The sequence below is a fragment of the Henriciella aquimarina genome (assembly GCF_002088975.1).
GTDB lineage: Bacteria > Pseudomonadota > Alphaproteobacteria > Caulobacterales > Hyphomonadaceae > Henriciella > Henriciella aquimarina.
Map to the genome: position 1 here is coordinate 1 of NZ_NCST01000048.1, position 20,726 is coordinate 20,726.

Below are 20,726 nucleotides of genomic sequence, written 5' to 3' on the forward strand. Positions count from 1 at the left end.
AATCTCGTTCGCCTGGCGAAGCTCCTTCACTTCGCGCTCAAGCATCTTGATCCGCTCGCGCTCTTCGGTGCTTGGTCCCGCCCGCTTGCCGGCATCCCGCTCGGCCTGCGCCACCCAGCCATGCAGCGTCTGCGGCACGCACCCGATCTTGCCGGCAATCGAGACGATCGCTGCCCATTGCGACGGGTACTCCCCGCCATGCTCCATCACCATCCGAATGGCTCGCTCACGCACCTCTGGCGAGTAAGGATGTCTCTGCTTCCTGTCTGTCATAAAACCACTCTCTCAATGAAAATGGCCTCCGGCAAACCCGGCGCGGTTCACCCTCCTTGGGAAGTTCATAATTATCAATCTGAGATATGGGGTGGAGATGCGGTCATCCGCATCAAAGCGACAGGCGCAACAATTAATATTGGTTATGTGGAGGGGGAATCAGAAACATTCGATGTGTCCACGCATATCAACGATGAACCTGTATCTTGGACAGAATATAGTTTAGATGCAACCTACACTAATGATCATGAACTGTTATTTGAAGATGCGACGGTGGTTCCGGATGGGCGCTTAATCAGTGTTATAGATAATACTGGTGCGGGGTCTGTATTTAATAGGGACTGGGGTGAAATTGCAATCGAAGACTTGTACACTGAAAGTATTTCGCAATATCTCACGGCTCCCAACGATCATGAGTTGGAGTGGGGCGAAACTCCTGAAAGCCCCCAGCAAAACGAAGTATCAGTTGATGATTTTCAGGGTTCGGACGCTATGGACCTCCTGCCTTCTGGTTATGTCGACGACATCCCGCGGGCTGACACGGTTCAGTTTAGTCCGGACTTGCTTGGTGCAATGAAAGCTGAATCAGATTCATCCACTTTAGAGAGTTTCGATCTCTATGCGCAGGAAAAACCTGAAGCATCGCTTGTTGGCCGACCAGAGGCCGTTTCGCTGCCGAGCTTCGACTTCAACGTCCTGGATGCGGAGATGCAGATGACGGTCTGGTCGTATGACGACCAGGCCTGGATCGGGGCGGCGTAAGGAGCCTGTCGCGTGACCTCTGCTCCCCCGCGCACACCGCACACCAGTGAACTGCGACAGGCCATGACACACCTGAAAGGGGTGTTTGCAGGGCTTGGCGTGTTCAGTTTCTTTGTCAGCCTGCTGATGCTGACCGGGCCGCTCTACATGCTGCAGGTCTATGACCGGGTGCTGGCGAGCGGCTCGATCCCGACATTGGTCGCCCTGACGGTGATGGTGCTCGTGCTCTATGCCGCGCTCGGCTTCCTGGAATGGATCCGCAACAGCGTCTTTGCTTCGGTCGGGTCACGGCTCGAGGACGAGCTTGCCGACCGCGCGCTCTCGGTCTCGCTCAATCAGAGCCTTGCCGATCCGGGGCGGCGCCAGACGCGAGCGCTCCAGAATTTGCGCGTGATCCGGCGCTTTGTGGCAAGTCCGGCCCTGCCGGCCTTCTTCGATGCGCCATGGACGCCGATCTTCTTCATCGCCTTGTTCATGATGCACTGGATCTTCGGGGCTTGGGCGATTTTCGGGGCGCTTGTCCTGATCGGCCTGACCACGATCAATCAGGCGGTTTCGGGAAAGGCGATAGCGGCCGCTGAGGAAGGGGATCGCAAGGCGCAGAGCTCTGCTGATGAACTCAGCCAGAATGTCGAGGTGATCGATGCGCTCGGCATGCGTGCAGCCCTGCTTGGGCGGTGGCGGACGACGCTGGACGAGGCCGATTCAGCGTCTGTGCGCTCGGCCCGCTCCGGGACCGCCTTCACCTCCGGCACAAAGGCCTTCCGCCTGTTCCTGCAATCGGCCATGCTCGGCTTGGGCGCATGGCTTTCCATCATCGGCCAGTCCACGCCGGGGGCGATGATTGCCGCCTCGATCATCATGGGCCGGGCCATTGCGCCCATCGAACAATGCGTCGGGCAATGGCGCTCCATCGTCACCGCCCGGCGAAGCTGGATGGCGCTCTCGGCAGCCCTCGACGCCGACGAGCCGGCCAGCGAGCGTATGCGCCTGAATGACATCAAGGGCGCCCTGGCTGTCGAGGACCTGTCCGCGGGTCCGCCGCGCGCGACCCGCCCCTTCCTGAAGCGGCTGAACTTCAAGCTCCAGCCAAGTCAGACCCTGGGTGTGATCGGGCCGAGCGCCTCTGGCAAATCGACATTGAGCATGTTGCTGGTCGGGGCCTGGAAACCCCTTGGCGGGACGGTGCGGCTGGATGGAGCCGATCTCTCGGCCTGGGATCCGGGCGAACTCGGCCCGCAGCTCGGTTTCCTTCCGCAGCGCGTCAATCTTTTCTCCGGCACGGTCCGCGAGAATATCGCCCGCTTCCAGAGCGATGCGAAACCTGAGGCCGTGATCGAGGCCGCCATGGCGGCCGGTTGCCACGAGATGATCCTGCAGCTGCACGAGGCCTATGACACCGAGATTGGATCGGGCGGGGCGTATCTGTCGGCCGGCCAGCAGCAGCGCATAGGCCTCGCGCGTGCGCTCTATGGTCAACCGAACTTCATCGTCCTCGACGAGCCCAATGCCAATCTCGATTCTGCGGGCGACGAGGCCCTGCAGCAGGCCCTGCTGGGTTTGAAACGGCGGGTGGCGACGACGGTCATCGTATCGCACCGGCCCGCCATCCTGTCGCAATGCGATTGCCTGCTTGTCCTGGACCAGGGCGAACAGCGCCTGTTCGGCCCCCGCCAGGAGGTCATGAACCGGCTTGCCGAACTGCGCCAGAAGGCCGCCGGCCAGGTCACGCCGCTCCGGCAGCAGGAGAGCGCCCATGGCTGAACGGACCTCCGGACAGATGCGTGGCCTGTTCATCCTTGGCTTTGCTGCCATCGCGCTGGTCTTTGGCGGCCTGCTGGCCTGGGCCGTAATCGCGCCTTTTGAGGGGGCGGTCATCGCCTCCGGCCAGATCACGGTGGAATCCCGCCACAAGGCGATCCAGCACCTCGAAGGCGGCATCGTTGACGAGATCCATGTCCAGGAGGGCGACCTGGTAGAACAGGGCGACCTCCTGATCCGCCTCGACGGCACCGGGATCAATTCGCGCCTGGCCACGCTGGACGCCCGCCTCGTTGACCTGCTGGCGCGCGAGGCGCGCCTCAAGGCCGAGCTTGAGGATACCGATATGGATGTGCGGGACGGGGTGGGCGCGCTTGCCGAGAGCGACGGGCTCGCCCGCTCCATGGCCGCCCAGCGCTCCATCATGGCCGCGCGCGCCCAGAGCCGGGCAACCCAGATATCCATTCTGCGCCAGAAGATCGAACAGCTGCAATTGCGCGCCCGCGGCCTGGAGGCGGAGGTGAGATCGACGTCCGAACAGGCCGCTGTCGTGGGCGAGGAACTCACCACGCTCGAGGACCTGCTCGAACGCGGTCTTGTCGGGCAGACCCGGGTGCTCGCCCTGAAACGAGAACGCTCGGGGCTTGCCGGAAAGAAGGAGTCGCTGCTCGCCGAAATCGCCCAGACCGAAGTCCAGATCGGAGAGGCGAGACTTGAGATCATCAAACTGACCGACGGGTTCCGGGAAACCGTTTCCGAGGAGCTTTCCCAGATGGTCACGGAGATCAATAGCGATCTTGAGGAGAAGATCGCGCTTCTCGACCAGCAGCGGCGTCTGGAGATCCGCGCGCCGCGCCGCGGCCGCGTCTTCGGGGTGAAGACCCATACTCTGGGCGGTGTGATCGCGCCGGGCGATCCGGTCATGTCGATCGTGCCAGAGGACGACCGGCTTGTGGCCATGGTGCGGATCCTGCCGCAGGATATCGACAAGGTGTTTGGCGGGCAGGCAACCCGGTTGCGCTTCTCCGCTTTCAGCCAGCGCCGGACCCCCGAGGTCGATGGAGAGATCATCCGGGTGGGAGCCTTGCATGATGCGCGCCTGACCCAGGGACGGGATGCAGGCCGGCGTTCTGACTATGCTGATATAGCCGTCGAACGCAACGATTATGAGCGTCTCATCTCAGGCGAGCATTTCGCGCGAAGCTTTCTGTCCAGCCTCTTCGCTTCGAACAATTTTAGACGCGTGGAATGCAGCGCCAGTTCAAGCCCTGATTGCGCTTTCGTTGAAAGGGAGGGCGGCGCCGCGCCGGCGCTCCTCAATGCCCTGAGATCAGGTGATTATGAGCTTGTTTCGCCTGTGGCCCATGCGTTCCGGTTTCCGATGAATGCAGACCGCATGGCGGTGTGCAAAGCGCTCAACAGGGCTCTGGAGAAGGCGGCCGATACAGGTATCTCGGATGTCACAACGGCGTTCGCGAACATGGACGAAGACATGAACCGGGGAGTCTACTTTTTCTGGACGGTCCCGGACCATGGCCTGGCCGTCATAAGCGAAGCGAATCTCCAGGATGAAAATCCATTTGCCCATCTTCGTTATTTCGTCGTCGATCAGTCTTCATGCCACCAGCTTTTCCGGCGCACCGTTCATTCATGGAAAAAAGTGTCGGCTTTCGAGCCGCCCGTAATTGCGGGTGACTTTCTCACGCGTCGGACCGATTTCGGACGAGTGGGCGTGAGCGTGGCGGATGTCCAGAGCTGGGCGTTCCTTTTGGCAAGATCGCGCTCATCGAAGTGAAGGGGGCCAGATATGTTCTCGCCATACAGGCCATGTCTGGCGGGCTTTATACGCACTTCGAGCTCGGATGCGGCGAGCGCATCGAAATAATCCTGGACGATCTGGAAAGCGCGGGAGACGGCAACCCGCAGAGCTTCGTGTATGCCGCGACCCCGGAAGGCGAAGGACGGTGGCAGGGCGCGGGCTGCAAGGCCGCAATCTCCCGCCTGACGGAACGAGTGGAGTAACAGGAGATGCGTAGAGTTCAGGGTGCTTGATCCACTTCCTCTTTAGGAGACCAGACCATGGCGGGTATTGCGACAAGGATGATGTCGAAGGCGCCTCCGACCACATCTTTGATGTCGTCGCGAATGAGTTCAGATTTGAAGCGGTGAGGTTATGCGCGGCCCTTATATTGTAGCAGTCTTGGCCACACTGCCTGTCTGGGCGGTGGCCTGCGATAATCTCCGAGAACCAGCTCCTGGGGACTCTTTCAAAGCCTACAGGGTTTGCGTCGGTGACCTGCGGCTGGTTATCCCAAGGGAAGAAGCGGCCGGTTTTGCGGTGGATAAGGGCAACCTCGCCAGGCAGAGGGCGGCCACCATATCCACCAAGTCATTCATATCGGAAGCGGGGACGGGGTTCGGGGTCACGGGGGACGCCGGAGCAGAGCTTGAAGGGGACTTTCTGCTATCGGACGCTGGGCCGCCTTTAGCAGGCCACGGTCAGACTGCGACATCGGCGAACACGACAGACACCCAGCCGTCAGGTGAACTCCTCGACCGTTCGATCACATTCAAGACTGGCCCGCATCCTGTCCCCGGCTCCGCCGATAAGGGCTTCATGATGACGGGATCTCAATGGATTTCCGACCGGGTTCTTCTGATGATGCGCGTCAATAGCGACGAGGTCCCGCCCGAGCGAATTCCTGAATTCCTCGCAGGCCTGGAGGAGGCACTTGTCCGATGGTCGTCGGGCCAGGTTCTGAACGAGCCTGATGGCAATGAGCGATGCCCTGAAGAAGGTTGAGTCCGAAACGGGAGCGCCCCATGTCCGGTTTGCTCAAGACGGTATCGATCAGCAGACTCTCACTGAGAGGAGGGTCTTGTCGTGAATTGGATCCCCCGATCTGAGGCGGCACCTCCAGTCCTGGGGGTAACCCTCCGTGGCGGGCAGGCGGCGATGGATGCGCGATGATGGACGGGCGCGTGGCGAGGCCCTGTTCCGAAAGGACTTGCATGGTCGTGGCGACCGGCTTGCTGCTGTTCGCTTCGTGCTCTTCCCCCGAGGAACTCTATGAGGAAGCGACCTTTTGCGAACCCTTGGGCCGGCCTCTTTCGGAAGAAGAGATAAAGGACAGGGCTATAGAACGTCTTCTGGATGGGCTCACTCGCGAGGCCGCGGAAGCTGAGAGAGAAGGGGACGGCGATCCTGACGGTTCCGGGGAGCGGATTCAGTATGCTTCGGTTGAGGATTTTTACGATGTGAATCCCGCGCCCACTCGGTTTTCGCATGAAAGCGCGCTTGCGGAGTGGATGAGCGACCCGAGACTTCGTGCGCTATACAGGAGCAGAAAGGTTTTCCGGTACGGTGTGTATATCAAATACAGAAAGTTCAAATCTGGCGCGAAGCCTTACAGGGGCATGTGGGTGCGCCTCGATCCCTGCGGCGACAGGGGCGAGGACTGGCGGCTGAATCTGAGTGACGAGCATAAATACGCCAGCGAATAGACCGGATTCGAAAATGGTCTGGAGGAAGATCGGTCGGCTCTGCTCTCTGCTGCTTCGGGCGATGTGGAAGAAAGGAATGCGAGGTCTCTACGCTTTGTGCGCGCTTGCCGTGATCGTCGGCAGTGCCTGGTCCCACGCGCAGGAGACTGCTGATGGTTCCGTAGCGGAAGGCTATCCGCCTCTCACGCGGGCTGCCTACAAACCCTTTGTCCATGGCGCAGCCATCACGACGAGGCCCGGGGACAAGGCTTTCTGCGATACCGTGCTCGGCTTTCTGAACGATCAGCGCGCCCGCGGCGAGCTCGCAACTGACGTCCCCTCCGGTCTGGTCGGAGGAGAGCCTGTGGTATGGACCGACCTGTCGGTCGAGGACAATATCCAGAAGATCCTGGACGGTGCCTATAATGGACGATGCCCGCAGGCGGATCGCCACTGTCGAGGCCGCCGCGACGAGACCCTTTGCGCCACGGTCTCGCCCTCCGCCAGGTTCCAGAAGACTTCCCTTGATGTTGATCGCGACGGGGAGCCTGAGACGCTGTACCGTTACCTGTTTCAGCGCGCCGATTTGTCTGGCCGGGACGAAACGCGGACGAATGTCATTTCATTTATCGGTCCTGAGCCCCGCGCCGGTGCAAGCGCGGTCGTGAACCGGCACTTGCGAGGGCAAGCAGCAGGGCCGCCGAAATGACCATGGCAACGAAGCCTGCAAAGGCCCGTATATGCCCCACTCTTCTGACAATCGGGCCGGATAACCACGATCCGCAAAGGATGCCAACGAAGTAAACGGATGCCACCAAGCTGATTGTCGAGGGGCTTTCGCCGGCCTGGCCAAGGCGCAGAGGAACCGCCGCCAGAAATATTCCCTGCCCCAGGAAGAGCAGGAATGCGCTGAGGAAAAGGGCCCCGAGTGACTGAAAATGGTGAAGCAGTGTAGGCTTTCCAACGCGCGGAAACGTCCCGTTCGCCCCGGCAAGGGACGGTTCAGGGCGGGGATTGCCTCCCGGCTCCAACAGCCGTTCGGCCTGTCCCTTGCGCGAACGTCTTTCTGGTTTGGATCGACCAGACGCGTCGGCCTTCCAGCTTGAATCCATTTGTCTTCAATGAAACTCCCAGTCAGGCTCGCCTTGATCGCTATCAAGACGCGGCTGCCAGAGCCCTTCGCCCGCGGCCTCGGCCAGCTCTGGCGGGCAAAGGACGCGGAACCGGTCCGGCCTGGGAAGGTCTATCAGCCCGAGGGCCTTCAACCGATGGATCATGCGGCTCACCGTTTCGAGGGTGAGCCCCAGATAGTCGGCAATATCGTTTCGGGTCATCGGGATGGCGATCAGTTCGTCCGGTGTGCGGTCCCCCCGACGGTCAAGGAAGACCAGAAATGACGCGATACGCTCCATGGCGCTTTTGCGGCCGAGCATCGCCGCCTGCTCCCGCGCGACGGAAAGCTCGTGAGTCAGGCGCTGAATCAACTGCCGCCCGAAGACAGAATCTTCCCGCAGAATATTGTCGAGCTTCCCCCGGCGGAAGACTTCCACCGAAGATTCGGTGATGGCCTCGGCACTGACCGTATAGAGGTCTCCCGTCCCGAGCGTTAGGAAATCTCCTGTTCTGGCGAAGCTGTGGATCTGGCGCCGTCCGTCTGACAATAGCCGGTAGGTCATGACCAGTCCGGACCTGACCCTGAAAACCGAGTGGGCACGCTCGCCGTCGATGAAGAGGGTTTCTCGGGGCTGCAGGCGCTGCAGGCATGCGCCATTTTTGCCGTTCGATCCGGTGCCTGCATGGCGTGGCTGCAGGCGGCCGTCATGTCTCTCTTGCATGGCCTGCCTCTCTGGGTGAACGGACAGTGCGAGACAATCACATTATGGTTAATTCGGAAGATTACCTAATCGGGGGGGTGAGCCCGGAAGCAGCCTTTGCTGGCGCTTTTCACACAGTGCAATTTTGCACGCCACTGTCGGACGCTTGTTGATCCGGTCGAGCTGGGCCCGTGCGGGGACCAGCCGGTTCAGATCAGGGTCCGGAGGGGATTATGGAATTTGGAAACGGTTTGCGGCAGCGGCTTTTATCGGCGGTTGCGGTCGGGGTGGTGTCGGCCTGGGCGGGACCGGTCCAGGCCGAGCCGCGGGAAGAGAGGGTTCAGCTCAGTATTGAAGCCCTGCCACTGGGCGAGGCGTTGCGGGCGTTCAGTGAACAGACCGGGCGGCCGGTCCTGTTCTCGGATGCGCAGGTGGCCGGGCTTTCCGCCGTACCGGTTGAGGGTGTGCTTGCCCCCGAAGCCGCGCTGGCCCGGCTATTGGAGGGCAGCGGTCTCGAAGCGGTCGGCGGGGCCGGCGACACGATCGTCATCCGGACCCGTCAGGCCGCGCCCCTCTCGCCTGAGGCCGCACCGCCACAGGAAGAGGCGGTCCGCACTGTGCCCGACCGGGCGACGGGGCCGGACCAGGAGGAGGGCGCGCTGCGCATCGGCACGGTGAAGGTCACCGGCACCAGCCTCAGAGGCATCGCGCCGGAGAGTTCCCCGCTGCAGGTCTACGACCGCGACGATATCCTGAATTCCGGCGTGACATCGACCGAACAGTTCATCCGGACCCTGCCGCAGAATTTCGGGGGCGGCTCGAGCGAGTTCGCCGCCGGCGGCCTGCCCGGCGACCGGAATTCCGCGCAGAACTATTCCTTCGGGACAGGTGCCAATCTGCGAGGCCTCGGCTCGCGCGGAACGCTGGTCCTGCTCAATGGCAACCGGCTGGCGCCGACCTCGGCCATCGGGGACTTTGTCGACCTCTCGCTCATCCCGGTCTCCGCGCTGGACCGTGTGGACGTGCTGACCGATGGCGCGTCCTCCATCTATGGCGGCGATGCGGTCGCCGGTGTCATCAATTTCGTCCTTCGCGACGATTTCGAAGGCGCCGAGACCTCGCTGCGCTATGGCAGCGTGACCGATGGCGACATGTCGGAATACCGTTTCGGCCAGACGCTTGGCGGCGCATGGGGGAGCGGGAATGCGATCGCCACCTATGAATTCTATTCGCGCGACGATCTCTCCCTGGCCGACCGGCCGGAGCTTGCCGCGCCCGCCCTGCGGGACGGCGCGCCGATCCTGAACCGGCGCCCCTTCGACCTGCTGCCGGAACAGGAACGCAATTCCGCCATGCTGTCGGTCAACCAGAAGGCCGGCTCGAAGCTCCGCCTCTCCGGAACCGCGCTCTGGTCAAGACGCGATGTCTATCAGACAACGGTCTATGCCGGCACGACGGCGCAAGTGAACAGCTCCGATACGCGCTCTGAGAGCCTCGCGCTCAATCTCGGCGCGGACTATGACCTCCCCGCCGGATGGCTGGTGTCCGCCGACCTCACCTATAATGAGGTCAAGAATGATGAGCGGCTCGCCACCCTGGTGCCTGTCGAGGACGCGCCGGTCCTGTCCGATTTCGACTCCGATCTCCTGTCCTTCGACCTTCAGCTCGACGGCGATCTCTTCCGCCTGCCGGGCGGGCCGGTCAGGGCCGCTCTTGGTGGACAGGTGCGCGAGGAAACCTTCTTTTTCGGGACGCGCGGCTTCGGCACGGTCCGCGATGGCAGCCGCGATGTGACCGCCGCCTATGGCGAACTTCTCATCCCTCTGGTGGGCGAAGACAATGCCCGCCCGGGGCTCGAACGGCTCGAACTCAGCCTGTCGGGCCGCTATGACGACTATTCCGATTTCGGGGACTCCGCCAATCCGAAGGTCGGCCTGGTCTGGGTTCCCGTTGAGGGCCTGCGCCTGCGGGGCTCATGGAGCGAGTCCTTTGCGCCGCCGACCGTCGGACAGTCCGGCGCCCTGGACCGGGTCGCAATCGTCCAGGATTACGACTTCATCCGCGACCTTTACGGCATCGACCTGCCTGACCCGTCCCTGGCCGGCGTCAGCTATATGACGCTCAATGGGACAGGCGACGCGCTGGAGCCGGAAACCTCCCGCACCTTTACCGCCGGGCTCGATTACGACCTCCATATGGGCATCCATAGCTGGTCGCTGCGCTCCAGCTATTATGACATCGATTTCGATGGCCGGCTGGGCCGTATACCGATCCCGGGCAATCTCAATCCTGCCTTTGCGCCGGCGCTCGCCTATGACGATCCGGATCTCTTCCCGGACGGGATGATCAGCTTCCTTCCGGACAGTGCCGAGGTGGACTCCGCGCTCGCCGCGCTCAGCCGTCCCGTCATCCTGGCCAATGGCGGGCGCCTGGACAATATCGGCATTATCAGCCGCGTGAACCAGACGCGGAATCTCGCCTCGACCGAGACCAGCGGCCTGGACATCCAGCTCAACTGGTCGGCCGATACGCGGGCCGGCACGCTCTCGGCGGGCCTGAACGCAAACTATATTATCGATTTTACCCAGAAGGCCGCGCCCAATACGCCCGACGTCGAGACGCTGAACACGCTGTACAATCCCGTCGACCTTCATTTGCGGGGCAATGCCGGGATCCGCCTTGGCGATGTCTCGGCGACCCTCTTCATCAATCACGTCGCCAGCTACAGGACCGACGATACAGTGTCGGGCCAGCGTGTGGGGGACTGGACGACCGCCGACCTGACGCTCAGCTATGCACCGGACGCCCCGGCGCTGAACTGGGCGGAAGGGACCGCTGTCAGTCTCTCGGTCCAGAACCTGTTCGACGAGGCGCCGCCCCGGACGCCACCGCTCAGCAGCTATGGCCTGACGGGCTACGATCCGGCCAATGCCTCCCCGGTGGGCCGGTTCGTCGCGGTCGAATTGCGCAAGCAATTCTAGGGCCGGTGATCATGAAACCTGCCAAATGGGTTGCCCTGGCGGTGCTCGCCCTGATCGGGGCGGCGCCGGTCACGGGGGAGGGCGCGCGCCATCCCCTGACGGTCGATGATGTGATGTCGGTCGAGATGTTCGGCCGGGCGGAGTTTACGCCCGATGGACGCTGGCTCGCCTGGAACCAGGTGCCGCCCTATGACAGCCTTCAGGACTATTCCTACTGGCTCTATGCCTACGGCCTGAGCGGGCATCAGGTCTGGATCCGCAACCTGGAAACGGGAGAGACGCGGTTGCAGCCGGGGCTCGACCCGGCGGCGACGCATTATATTTTCGGGATCTCGCCGGACAGCCGCCATCTGGTGCTGATCGACCATCGCCGCGGCCGCCTGCGTCTGGCCGCCTGCCGGATCGGGCAGGACGACTGTGTCCGTTTCGGCCCCATGCCGGATATCCGCGACCGCTATATCTCGGCGGGGCGCTATAATGAGCGTCTGGTCTGGACGTCGCCGGACCGGTTCGTCATGCCCGTGCGGTCGCCCTTGCAGCCGGGCTCTGAAATGAGGAGCCGGGGCACAAGCGGCGCCTTTCTCTGGAGGGCCTGGAACCGGGCCTGGGACGGTGAGATCGCCACCGCCAGCGAAGTCAGGAGCGTGGGCGGCAACCGGTCCGGGGACTGGGCGTCGGGGCGTCTTGTCGAATTCGACCTTGCGGCAGGAACGGTCCGGCCGATCGCCGAGGGGCGCTATGCCGGCGTGAGGGTTTCGCCCGACGGGCGCACGCTCCTGGCGGCCCGCCTCGGCGAAAGGGTACGCCCGGATCCGGGGGCCTCGGGCGGGATTGGCGCCACCCATCCCGTCTTTGACCGGCATTATGCCCTGCGCCTCGTCGATGCCGAAAGCGGCCATGTCACGGCCTATGACACGCCTTACACGATTGATCCCAAATCGCTCGTCTGGTCGGCCGGGGGCGACCGGTTTGCGGCCTATGGCTGGCAGGAAAGCGCGCGTCCCGCCGAAGGCTGTTTCCGGGTGTTCAGGCCGGGCGCCGGCACGCCGCCATGCCTCGAGACTGGCGATCTGATCCTGGCCCAGGACCGCGAAGGCTCGCGCTGGTGGGCCGGGCCGGCCCGTGCGGCCCTCCTGCCAAACGGCCTTGCCATCCTGGCTCGCGAGCCAGACGGGGAGCGGTTCGACTGGTACCTGCTCACACAAGAGGACGCGCCTCGCCGGCTGACCGGCGGCCTGGCTGCGCCGGGGCATACGCTCCTTCATGCAGATGGCCATTCCCTCGTCATCCTGGCCGGGGAAAGCCCCGTGCGGGTGAGGCAGGACGGAACCACCGCGCCGCTTGCCGATGGCATGGCCGCCCGCAGTTTTTCCTATCGCGGCAATCCCGCCCATGGCTGGGCCAATGAGTTCAGGAAGACTGACAGCCTGATCCGGTATGATTTCGGCGCCCGCTTCGCACTGATACTCCCCGGCGGCACGGATGAAGAGGATGAGGGTGTCGCCTTTGCCGGACCGGGCGGTCTTGCCCGGCTGGAGACCGGAGGGAAGGGGGCAAGGGTCCTGGCCGCTTCGGAAGCCGCCGGCGCGCTCCTGTTCACTGTGCGCGATGGGGCCGCGACGCGCCTCCTCCTGAAACAGGGCGACGACCGGGTCGAGCTTGCCCGAATCAATCGGCACCTGGAGGCCATTGCTCCTCCGCAGACACACACCGTGACCTATCGCTTCAGCGATCCGTCCGGCAAGCAGCCTTCCCGCGAGACGGAAGCCTGCCTTATGCTGCCGCCCGGCTACAGGCCGGGGCAGCGCTATCCGCTGCTGGTCGAAGCCTACCCCGTCGGGACGGCCGGGCGCTGCGGCAGCTTCACCGATGCCCCATTTCCTGCCGCCATGGTGGCCGATCTCTGGGCGGCGAGGGGCTTCATCTATGTCCGCCCGGCCTTCCCGCTCGATCTTGCCCGGACCGCGGCCGGGCCCCTCGAAGGGGCCGGGGCGCTCTTCGACCAGACGGTCGATGCCCTGGTTGCCCAGGGCTATGCCGATCCCGACCGGGTCGTGCTCTACGGATTCAGCCAGGGCGGCGCTTTCTCGCTCCTCATCGCGGCGCAGACCGTGACGCCCGCCGCCATCATCTCGCTGAATGGCTGGGCCGACTTTTTCAGCCACTATTACGGGGCGAGGGGCCTGATGCGCTATTTTCACCTCGATCAGAATGGGGGTGACAATCGCTGGCGCTATGAATGCGAGCTCGAAGGCCCCAATCATTACTGCCCCTTCGGGTTCGGATTGCCGGCCGCCGCGCAGCCCGGTCTCTATGCGGCCCTCAGCCCCGTCGCCCGCGCCGGTGCGATTGCCGCTCCGGTCCTGCTGGCCCATTCCGACATGGATTATTTCGACATGTCTCAATATGACGAGATGTTCGGCGCCCTCTACCGGGCGGGCAAGGAAGCGCGCTATATCCGTTATTGGGGCGAGGGCCACGGTCCCTCCTCACCAGCCAATATCCGGGACTTGTGGACCCGCATCGACGCCTTCCTGGCAGAGACCGGCGTGATGGCCCCCCAGGATCGCTAGGCCTGATATGATTTCCATCGCTGAAGCCAGGCCTCGATGGCATAGAGGACCAGCATGGTGCGCCCTGACGGCATGCGCGCAAAGGCGTCCGTCCGCATGAAGGCTTCCACCTCGGCGGCCTTCAACAGGCCCTGGCGGACGAGCTCTCCCTCCATCAGATGTGACACGATGCGCTGGCGAGCGGCGCTGATCCGGGCGGCAAAGAATTTCGAGGCGTTGCCCTTTGACCGGCGAAGCCGGACAGAGTCCGGAATGCGGCCCGTCATGGCGTGGCGTGCAAGACCCCGGCTCACCCCGCGGGGCGAGAGGCAATAAGCCGGGAGTCTCAGGCAGAGGTCGACGAGGGGCTGCGAGATAAGCGGATGGCAGGTCCGTCCGAGCCCGTCGCGCCGGACCGTGTCACGCAGATGAGCCATATGGACCAGGCTTGCGACCTGTTCGAATTTCGCCGGTGGGAGGCCGCCGCGCTCGCATGCCCAGAGCGGCAGCAGGTTGAGCGTGCCGGACGGGCCGCCGGCCGCTTCGTGCATCGGGAGGCTGCGCGCCGCCAGGTCGCGGGCAAAACGGCTCTCGCGATTGCGTCCATGCAGGGCAGACATGGCTGAGGCCGCGGTGCTCCAGATGGACTGACCGGACAGGCGGGCCGCTCCGAGCAGCTCCGCGGCAAGCCGCGGACCGGGCCCATGCCGGGACACATAGTCGGCAAACACAAGCGGTGACCGCGTCTCGAGAAAGAGATGGTCGCCGCCCTGGCCCGAAAACAGGGCAGGCTGTCCGGCCAGCAGATCCCCTCCGATGGCATCGCCATGATCGAGCGCGAGGAACTGGCGCCAGGGCCGGACGCTCAGCGGATGATGCTCCGGCGCCGGAAGGGCGGTGGCTGGATCAAGCGGGATCTCGTGAAGCGCGAGCCCGGCACACCGGGCCGCGTCGCGCGCATAATGCGCTTCCGGCGGGTCGTCCGACAGGAGGCGGAAATGGACGGCTTCGATGTCCCCGCGATCCATCTCGCCGAGACAGGCCGCGACAATGGCAGAGTCCAGGCCGCCGGAGAGATTGAGCAGGATCGCACCGCAATCGGCCGCCCAGGATTGAACGACGTAGCGCACCGTCTGCCGCAGAAGCCGGGCGGCGTCCGGCTCCGGCAGCTCGAGCGCCTGGCCGGCCACCTCTCGCGGATCCCAGACAAGTCCGCCGGTCTCTGCATCCAGGCTGGCGTCGAGCCGGCAGCCCGCATTGAGCTCATGTACGCCACAGAGGCCGGTCTCGCCCGTCTGGATCTTGTCGTACAGGAGCAGCCGACCGACGAAATCGTAATTGATGGACGTGTCCCGCCAGCCGAGACAGGCGCAGGCAGCGAGATCGGAAAAGACAAGTCTTACCGCGCCACGGCGGGTGTGAAAGCAGGGAATGGCGCCGGTCGGGCTTGTCAGAACGGCGTATCCGTCGGCATCCGGAAGGAAGGCGATATAGCTCCCCCAATAGTCCGCCAGGAGCGCACCGCCCCTGGAGCGAAGGATCCTGCGGGCCTCTTCCGGCATGACGTCGTGAACCGGCGGGGCCGGGACCAGCTTGTCCGAGCGCGCAAACACCGAGCCGAATACCGCGCCCTCGGGCGACCCGTCATGCGCCGACAGGGCAAGGAGTCTGTTCGGGCCATGGCGGTCCGACAGATCGAACAGGATCAGGCCCGGCCGTTCGAGCCGTGGAGCCCGCGGGTGGCTTCTGCCTGCCATCAGGGCAAGCGTCCTTGCCTCCATCGCAGCCTCGGCGTCTTCCGGATGACAGGTAATGGCGAGGAAGGCGTCCATCCTCGCCCGCCTAAACCGCCATGAGCGGTTCATACTCTGCCGCCACATCGGAACTTTCATTGAGAAGGAGGCCGTCCCGCTCGACCCAGCAATGCGCGCCGAAAGGGGCGAGCCGGACCCCGAAAACCCAGTCAGCGGAAATGCCAAGGCCGGCGAGATACCGGATGAGGGTCAGGCTTCGCAGATAGCACGCGTCCTGCGTGGTGAAGAAATAGGGGGTCAGGCCGTGAAATCGCCGCACGATCAGCTCGAGGTCTGCCGTACCGGGCACGCCGGCTCCCGAGAGCCGCGACTTCCAGTGTCCGACAGCCCTTAGGGCATCGGCCAGGGGGCGCCGGCGCGGCCCTGCTAGAGGCCGGCAGGTCCAGAGGGCCAACAGGAGATGCGGGGCACTGCGCCAGTAAACCAGGGGAGGGCGATACGTATCGACAAGCGAATTGAGCGCGCGTGGCGCGCACGCTGGAATTAAGGCGGTGCGGCCCGTTTCCGGCTCATTGCAGAGCAGTCCCCGCCTGGTGAGCTGCGTGGCGAGACATTCGGCCTGGTGTGAAAGGGTGTTTCCGTCTGACTGGCCGATCTCTGCAAACCAGGCAGACTGGCGTTCGTTCAGGCAAGCATACCGGTCATGCCGGGCGTCCAGAAAAATGACTGTGCCGCCCGTCCTGCAGGCGAAGACCCCGTGCGGAAGAAGATACCGGTCCCGCATTGTTCGAATCTCCGGAAAAAAGGAGGGGGCGGCCGAGCGTCCCCTCCTTCCCATGGGTCAGAAGATGCGAGAGTTCATCGCTCCGCCGTCGATTTCATCCTGTTGGCCGAGGAGACCGCGGGTCTCCTCGGACACAGAGCCGAGATCGACCGGTTCGAAGTCATCTTCGGTTTCATGGGGGACACGTCTTGTATCCATGGTCTTTCTCCTTCTTGAGAGTTGCGCCGTCTTTCTGACGGCCTCCGAATCATGAGCGCTTATTGAGGGTGAGTCAATAAAAAAAATGTTTAAAAACAATGTGTTACATATTTTTCGTAAGGCGGCTTGTCCGGGCGCTGGGGCGTGTCCGGAGACCCTGTCGGGCGAAGGCGGAAAAGCTGTTTCATCGCCGGCTCACAGCGTGGACAAATCCTCCATGAGGGGCAGGGGCGACCGGGCGGCCAGAGCCCTGGCCCGGTCGGCATCGCCCGCCAGCAGGCTGCGCCGGGCCCGGCCGGCGGCGTAAAAGGCGCGTGCATAGGGGTTGGTCGGGTAGAGGGCAGGTGCGCTGACGACAGAGGCAAAGCCTGGATCCGGTTCGCTCCAGCCGGGCCCATAGGTCTGCGCGAGATAGTGTTCGGCATTCTCCGGGACCGGCCAGGCAAACCGCCCGAACCTCGCCTTGCACAGGCCGAAACGGGCATAGCGCCAGGCAATGTCCCCCCGCCGGTCGCTGAACCCGCAGACCACATGTTCGCCGATGGGTGTATAGAGGAAGATGTCGACTGCGATACCCTGATAGTTCAGCGCAAAATAGCGATCGCCGGGCCGCGCGCGGCGCTCAAGAATGAGGGCGGGATGCCGGCGGATCAGACCGGCAATATCGGGCCGGCGGCCATCCTGCTGGAGTACACCGATATCGATATCCCTGTCATGAGCGAGCGGAGCGCCGGTCCGTACCAGGCCGAGCAGCGTGCCGGCTGCCGGAAAGCAGACCAGACCTGCACCGGTGAGGATGTTGTACACCGCCTGGAGCGCGTCGGTCGCTGCGGAGGGGGTGAATCGGGACGAATTTACCACTCGCTGGCTGGGGCCCTCTGTCGTGGCCTTGAGCGCCTCCTTCATCTGGACGAAAGCGTCGCTGTAATGCCCCATATTGTAGAGGGCGTGGGCATGGCGCTCATAGGCCTGTGCCCGGCTCGGAAATCGGGTCCAGTTCGCTTCGATGAAGGCGGCCATACGGGAAAAGTCATGCGCATCCCGGAGCGCGTTGACATAGGACATGATTTTGTGGGGATCCCGGCCGGCGGCGTCCTTGAGGCTTTGGCAGGCTTGCCTGATCGCAGCTCGCCGTTCTGCTTCGGAGGGGGTGATATCGGCAATGGATTGCCAGCTGCGCCAGGAAGTGGGGGCGACACGAACCGAATGACGGAAGGCAAGCAGGGCGCCTGCATGATTGCCTTTGGCGTGCCGGGCCAGACCGAGACCGTGCCACGCTTCGCTCATCCCGGGGGCCAGCCGGGTCAGGCGGTCGAAAGCAGAGCAGGCCTCCTCCGGTTTTCCGGCACGCAAAAGGACACCGGCAAGCGTCTGCAGGGTTCCGGGATGATGCGGGCGCGTTTCAAGGGCCCGCCGGAAGTCTCGTGCGGCAGCGGCAAAGTCGCCCGCGCGGAGAAACCCTGTGCCCGCGTGCATGAACGCCCTCCAGTTCTCGGAGGTCCTGGCGGGCCGGTCTTCTGCCGGTGGTTCTGCCATCCTTTCTGCCCTTGCCTGTTTCGGTCTCTTGCGAGCCCTGGTCCTTTCCATGCCTCCCGGTCTGCGCGTCTGCTTCGCGCGCTATTTGCGCTGAAGGATTATCCATACCGCAAAATGCACAGCAATTAAATTAAAAGTAGAGTCCCGTGTGGGTGTTTCTTCTCCGTGAACTGTTGTGTAGACTCCAAAACACGGCGTATTTATCCTTCCGGGCGTCATTGCAAGCGCTGTATTATAAGTAGAATCCTGTTTCGAATTGGGACCTGAGGGACTGCGAAACATGCGTTTCGCAGTCCGGAACCAATCAGGCCGTGTATTCATCCCTGGCGAGGCTGAGCAGGATGTCGGGCTCCGAAATGTCGTCTTCGGCGCGCAAATAGGCGGGACCGGGCCTAGTATCGAGCACGATCCAGACGGGCGCCCCCTGATGCACCATCCAGTAGCGGCATGTCTCCTGATGCATGTTGATGATGGCTTCTTCTATTGTATGGTTGAAACCATCCCCGCCGATCCGTGAGATGCGGCGGCTCGGATCGGCCTCATTGCGCTCGACCCATTTGACCTGTCTTGCTTTCATGATGTGCGTCCTTTCTGCACGTTTGTGCCGAAGGGTGCCTGTTGCCAGGCTTGCACATCCCGGGATTCTCCCATCTCCTGACCGCCAGCAGCCCCATCGGCGGTTCCATGGAGTGAGCCGGCAGCCTTCTGCCTGCGGACCCGTCTACAGGGAGACGCCGAACAGGACGGTTGTCTATAATGCAGGTTGAACGATTCACAGGATTTGCCCCTGTGCTGGAAAGTGGCCCCACCAGCGAACGTGGGAGGCAGATGAGACGGGCCGCTGCCCGGCCTCAGCGAATCCGGCTAGAAAAATTTTCATGAAATGGCTTGTCCTCGCTCTTGGTGTCAGCGCCTGTTCGGCGGCCTCTTCCGGCAGTCCGGACTCGCCCCGCTCCGTCTATTGGTCGGACGGCGACAGCGGCCGGATCGCCGGTATGGATTTTCGTCTCGCCGACGTCGATGCGCCGGAGACCGGCGGTGTGGGTGCCGCGATCGGCGGGGCCGAATGCGAGCGGGAGCGAGACCTCGGCTTTGAAGCCAAGGCTTTTATGGTGGACCTCACGAAAGGTTCCGAGCTGGAGATCACACACCGTGAAGCGCCCGATCGCTATGGGCGCACCGTGATAGGGCTTTCTGCGAATGGTCAGGATGTCGCCAGGGCGGGGCTTGCGGCTGGTGTCTTGAAGCCCTGGCCCCATGAAGGGGATCGGGCGATGAGCGACAAGCCGGACTGGTGCGGCTAGTCGTGCGATATGAAGGAGTGGGCCGATCAGGAAGAGGAAAGCCCGGATGCAAGACAGCAGCCTGACTTCCTTGTCGATGGCTGGTTCGGCTTTTTCAACCGGCTGATGTTCGTTATCTCCTTCCTTGCGCTCATGGTGATCATCTTCGTCGCCATGACCGATCTCTGGAAGCTGTTCTGAAAAACATGCCCGGCATCCGTCCATGATGGTGCGATCCCCCCGCAATATATGCGGGGTCCGTTCGCTGCCGGCTTGTGGCCGCCAGCGGCCCGGCTCGTCTCCGGACCCCATGTCTGCCCTGAGCGGGCAGCCCTGCGGCATGCGGGTGTCTCGCCGGGGATCGCGCCAGCCTGCGCTTGTCTTAGAGATTCCTGGTCTTCTGGTTAGAAAAGAACCGCTGGTGGGGACTGCGCAATTTCCCCGCCGGCGTAGAGGAACGGATCGTGCCTGCGCTGGCTGAGTAAGTGCCGTTGGGAAGTTTGATCGTCCTCTTCATTTCCATGCGACCTGAACGGATACGAGGGCATCTAGGCCCGTACGACAAGCAAAGGATCTGGAATGTCCATCGAACCAGTTCGCCAGCATATCGGCGTCGATATTTCAAAGAGCACTCTGGATGCGCACATGTATCCTGAGGGCAGGACCATAACTGTCCCGAATGATAAAAAAGGATTCAGGCAATTGCTGACCTGGATGGCAGGATGTCATCTTGAACAGCTACTCTATGAACCGACCGGGCAGTATCATCTTGCCTTCGAGAAGTTCTTCCTGAAAGCCGAAATACCTCTCGGCAAGGTCAATCCACGGCAGGCTCGACGATTTGCGGACGCATTGGGTGTGTCGGCGAAAACAGACACGATCGATGCCGGGCTTATCGCAAAATACGGGGCGATGATTTCTGTGCGCCGCGTCAGCGACAGAACGATCAAGTTCAATGAAATGAAAGAGCTACAATCGGCTCGGCGCGCTCTGGTGAAAGACAGGACACGCGCGTCCAACCGGTCTTCCGCCCGGATAGCTCCCTTGTTGCGGCGCCAGGCACGGGAAAGGATTGAGCAGATCGACCGTCACATGAAAGCAATCGACGCGGCTCTTCGTTTGCTGGTCCGTGATGATGAATTCCTGAAAGCCAGATTCGACATTCTACAGACTATTCCTGGCATTGGAGAAACAACCGCGATCATGCTTCTGACCGAGATGCCCGAACTCGGCTTCATCGATCACAAGGCGGCCGCCAGTCTTGCAGGACTTGCTCCGATCGCTCGGGACAGCGGCACGTTTCGAGGCAAGCGATACATACAAGGTGGAAGAGCACATTTGCGACAGGCGCTCTATATGCCCACCCTCGTTAGCATAAAGCATAATCCGGAATTCAGCGCGAAATACCAGATGATGGTCGCCACCGGAAAAGCGCCAAAACTGGCCATCACAGCCATAATGAGAAAGCTTATCGTCCTGGCGAACAGTCTGCTTCGCGATAGCCGAAACTGGGTTCCAAGCCGGACTTGACGAAGACGGATACTT

Annotated in this window: 19 protein-coding genes; 12 read left to right on the top strand and 7 right to left on the bottom strand. The window is 62.7% G+C overall.

What is annotated here, in order from left to right:
• Positions 1-273 (bottom strand): transposase (locus tag B8784_RS07610; protein ID WP_143435342.1); only part of this gene is annotated, 273 nt, incomplete at its 3' end.
• Between B8784_RS07610 and B8784_RS21255 the strand changes: the two genes are divergently transcribed.
• The 7 genes from B8784_RS21255 (at position 250) to B8784_RS07645 (ending at position 6,988) form a co-directional block, all read left to right on the top strand.
• A complete protein-coding gene (locus B8784_RS21255) occupies positions 250-1,035 on the top strand; it encodes a hypothetical protein (RefSeq protein WP_143435352.1) in 786 nt (261 codons plus the stop codon). The genes B8784_RS07610 and B8784_RS21255 overlap by 24 nt on opposite strands.
• Before the next feature lie 12 nt (positions 1,036-1,047).
• Entirely contained in the window at positions 1,048-2,799 is a 1,752-nt protein-coding gene (locus tag B8784_RS07620) for a type I secretion system permease/ATPase (protein ID WP_143435353.1), read from the top strand.
• Entirely contained in the window at positions 2,792-4,591 is a 1,800-nt protein-coding gene (locus tag B8784_RS07625; RefSeq protein WP_084397079.1) for an HlyD family type I secretion periplasmic adaptor subunit, read from the top strand. Before B8784_RS07620 ends, B8784_RS07625 begins: the two co-directional genes overlap by 8 nt.
• Positions 4,588-4,818 (top strand): hypothetical protein, encoded by a 231-nt coding sequence (locus B8784_RS07630; RefSeq protein WP_084397082.1) that lies wholly within the window; start codon positions 4,588-4,590, stop codon positions 4,816-4,818. The genes B8784_RS07625 and B8784_RS07630 overlap by 4 nt, the downstream gene beginning before the upstream one ends.
• 178 nt (positions 4,819-4,996) lie before the next feature.
• Positions 4,997-5,599, top strand: coding sequence for a hypothetical protein (locus B8784_RS07635; protein WP_143435354.1), 603 nt, complete (start codon positions 4,997-4,999; stop codon positions 5,597-5,599).
• Between the two features lie 209 nt (positions 5,600-5,808).
• Positions 5,809-6,300, top strand: a complete 492-nt coding sequence (locus B8784_RS07640; RefSeq protein WP_143435355.1) for a hypothetical protein — start codon at positions 5,809-5,811, stop codon at positions 6,298-6,300.
• A 13-nt stretch (positions 6,301-6,313) separates the two neighbouring features.
• Entirely contained in the window at positions 6,314-6,988 is a 675-nt protein-coding gene (locus B8784_RS07645; protein ID WP_084397088.1) for a hypothetical protein, read from the top strand.
• 409 nt (positions 6,989-7,397) lie between these two features.
• Here B8784_RS07645 and B8784_RS07650 read toward each other — a convergent pair whose 3' ends face one another.
• On the bottom strand, positions 7,398-8,114 hold the full coding sequence (locus B8784_RS07650) for a helix-turn-helix domain-containing protein (protein WP_084397090.1): 717 nt from the start codon (positions 8,112-8,114) through the stop codon (positions 7,398-7,400).
• A gap of 212 nt (positions 8,115-8,326) precedes the next feature.
• Between B8784_RS07650 and B8784_RS07655 the strand changes: the two genes are divergently transcribed.
• Positions 8,327-11,074: a TonB-dependent receptor gene (locus tag B8784_RS07655; protein ID WP_084397093.1), complete on the top strand. Its 2,748-nt coding sequence runs from the start codon at positions 8,327-8,329 to the stop codon at positions 11,072-11,074.
• Positions 11,075-11,085: 11 nt separating this feature from the next.
• Positions 11,086-13,647, top strand: a complete 2,562-nt coding sequence (locus tag B8784_RS07660) for a S9 family peptidase (protein WP_143435356.1) — start codon at positions 11,086-11,088, stop codon at positions 13,645-13,647.
• On the opposite strand, the gene B8784_RS07665 is transcribed toward B8784_RS07660, so the two are convergent.
• The 5 genes from B8784_RS07665 to B8784_RS07680 all read right to left on the bottom strand — a co-directional run bounded on the left by B8784_RS07665 (position 13,644) and on the right by B8784_RS07680 (position 18,475).
• Positions 13,644-15,458 carry an asparagine synthase-related protein gene (locus tag B8784_RS07665; RefSeq protein ID WP_143435357.1) on the bottom strand — a complete coding sequence of 605 codons (1,815 nt, stop codon included), beginning with the start codon at positions 15,456-15,458 and terminating at the stop codon, positions 13,644-13,646. The two genes, B8784_RS07660 and B8784_RS07665, sit on opposite strands and share 4 nt — an antisense overlap.
• Positions 15,459-15,468: 10 nt before the next feature.
• A complete protein-coding gene (locus B8784_RS07670) occupies positions 15,469-16,164 on the bottom strand; it encodes a lasso peptide biosynthesis B2 protein (RefSeq protein WP_158085624.1) in 696 nt (231 codons plus the stop codon).
• Between the two features lie 57 nt (positions 16,165-16,221).
• Complete coding sequence (locus B8784_RS21575) at positions 16,222-16,362, bottom strand: hypothetical protein (RefSeq protein ID WP_158085625.1); 141 nt, start codon at positions 16,360-16,362, stop codon at positions 16,222-16,224.
• 195 nt (positions 16,363-16,557) lie between these two features.
• On the bottom strand, positions 16,558-17,838 hold the full coding sequence (locus B8784_RS07675) for a tetratricopeptide repeat protein (RefSeq protein ID WP_158085626.1): 1,281 nt from the start codon (positions 17,836-17,838) through the stop codon (positions 16,558-16,560).
• 364 nt (positions 17,839-18,202) lie between these two features.
• Positions 18,203-18,475, bottom strand: a complete 273-nt coding sequence (locus B8784_RS07680) for a DUF3892 domain-containing protein (protein WP_084397105.1) — start codon at positions 18,473-18,475, stop codon at positions 18,203-18,205.
• Positions 18,476-18,776: 301 nt separating this feature from the next.
• Between B8784_RS07680 and B8784_RS07685 the strand changes: the two genes are divergently transcribed.
• The 3 genes from B8784_RS07685 to B8784_RS07690 all read left to right on the top strand — a co-directional run bounded on the left by B8784_RS07685 (position 18,777) and on the right by B8784_RS07690 (position 20,711).
• Positions 18,777-19,202 carry a thermonuclease family protein gene (locus tag B8784_RS07685; protein ID WP_084397107.1) on the top strand — a complete coding sequence of 142 codons (426 nt, stop codon included), beginning with the start codon at positions 18,777-18,779 and terminating at the stop codon, positions 19,200-19,202.
• 9 nt (positions 19,203-19,211) lie between these two features.
• The gene (locus B8784_RS21580; RefSeq protein ID WP_158085627.1) at positions 19,212-19,382 is read left to right on the top strand and encodes a hypothetical protein; all 171 of its coding nucleotides are present in this window, start codon (positions 19,212-19,214) and stop codon (positions 19,380-19,382) included.
• Between the two features lie 378 nt (positions 19,383-19,760).
• Positions 19,761-20,711 carry an IS110 family RNA-guided transposase gene (locus B8784_RS07690; RefSeq protein WP_084396263.1) on the top strand — a complete coding sequence of 317 codons (951 nt, stop codon included), beginning with the start codon at positions 19,761-19,763 and terminating at the stop codon, positions 20,709-20,711.
• Positions 20,712-20,726 lie beyond the last annotated feature (15 nt).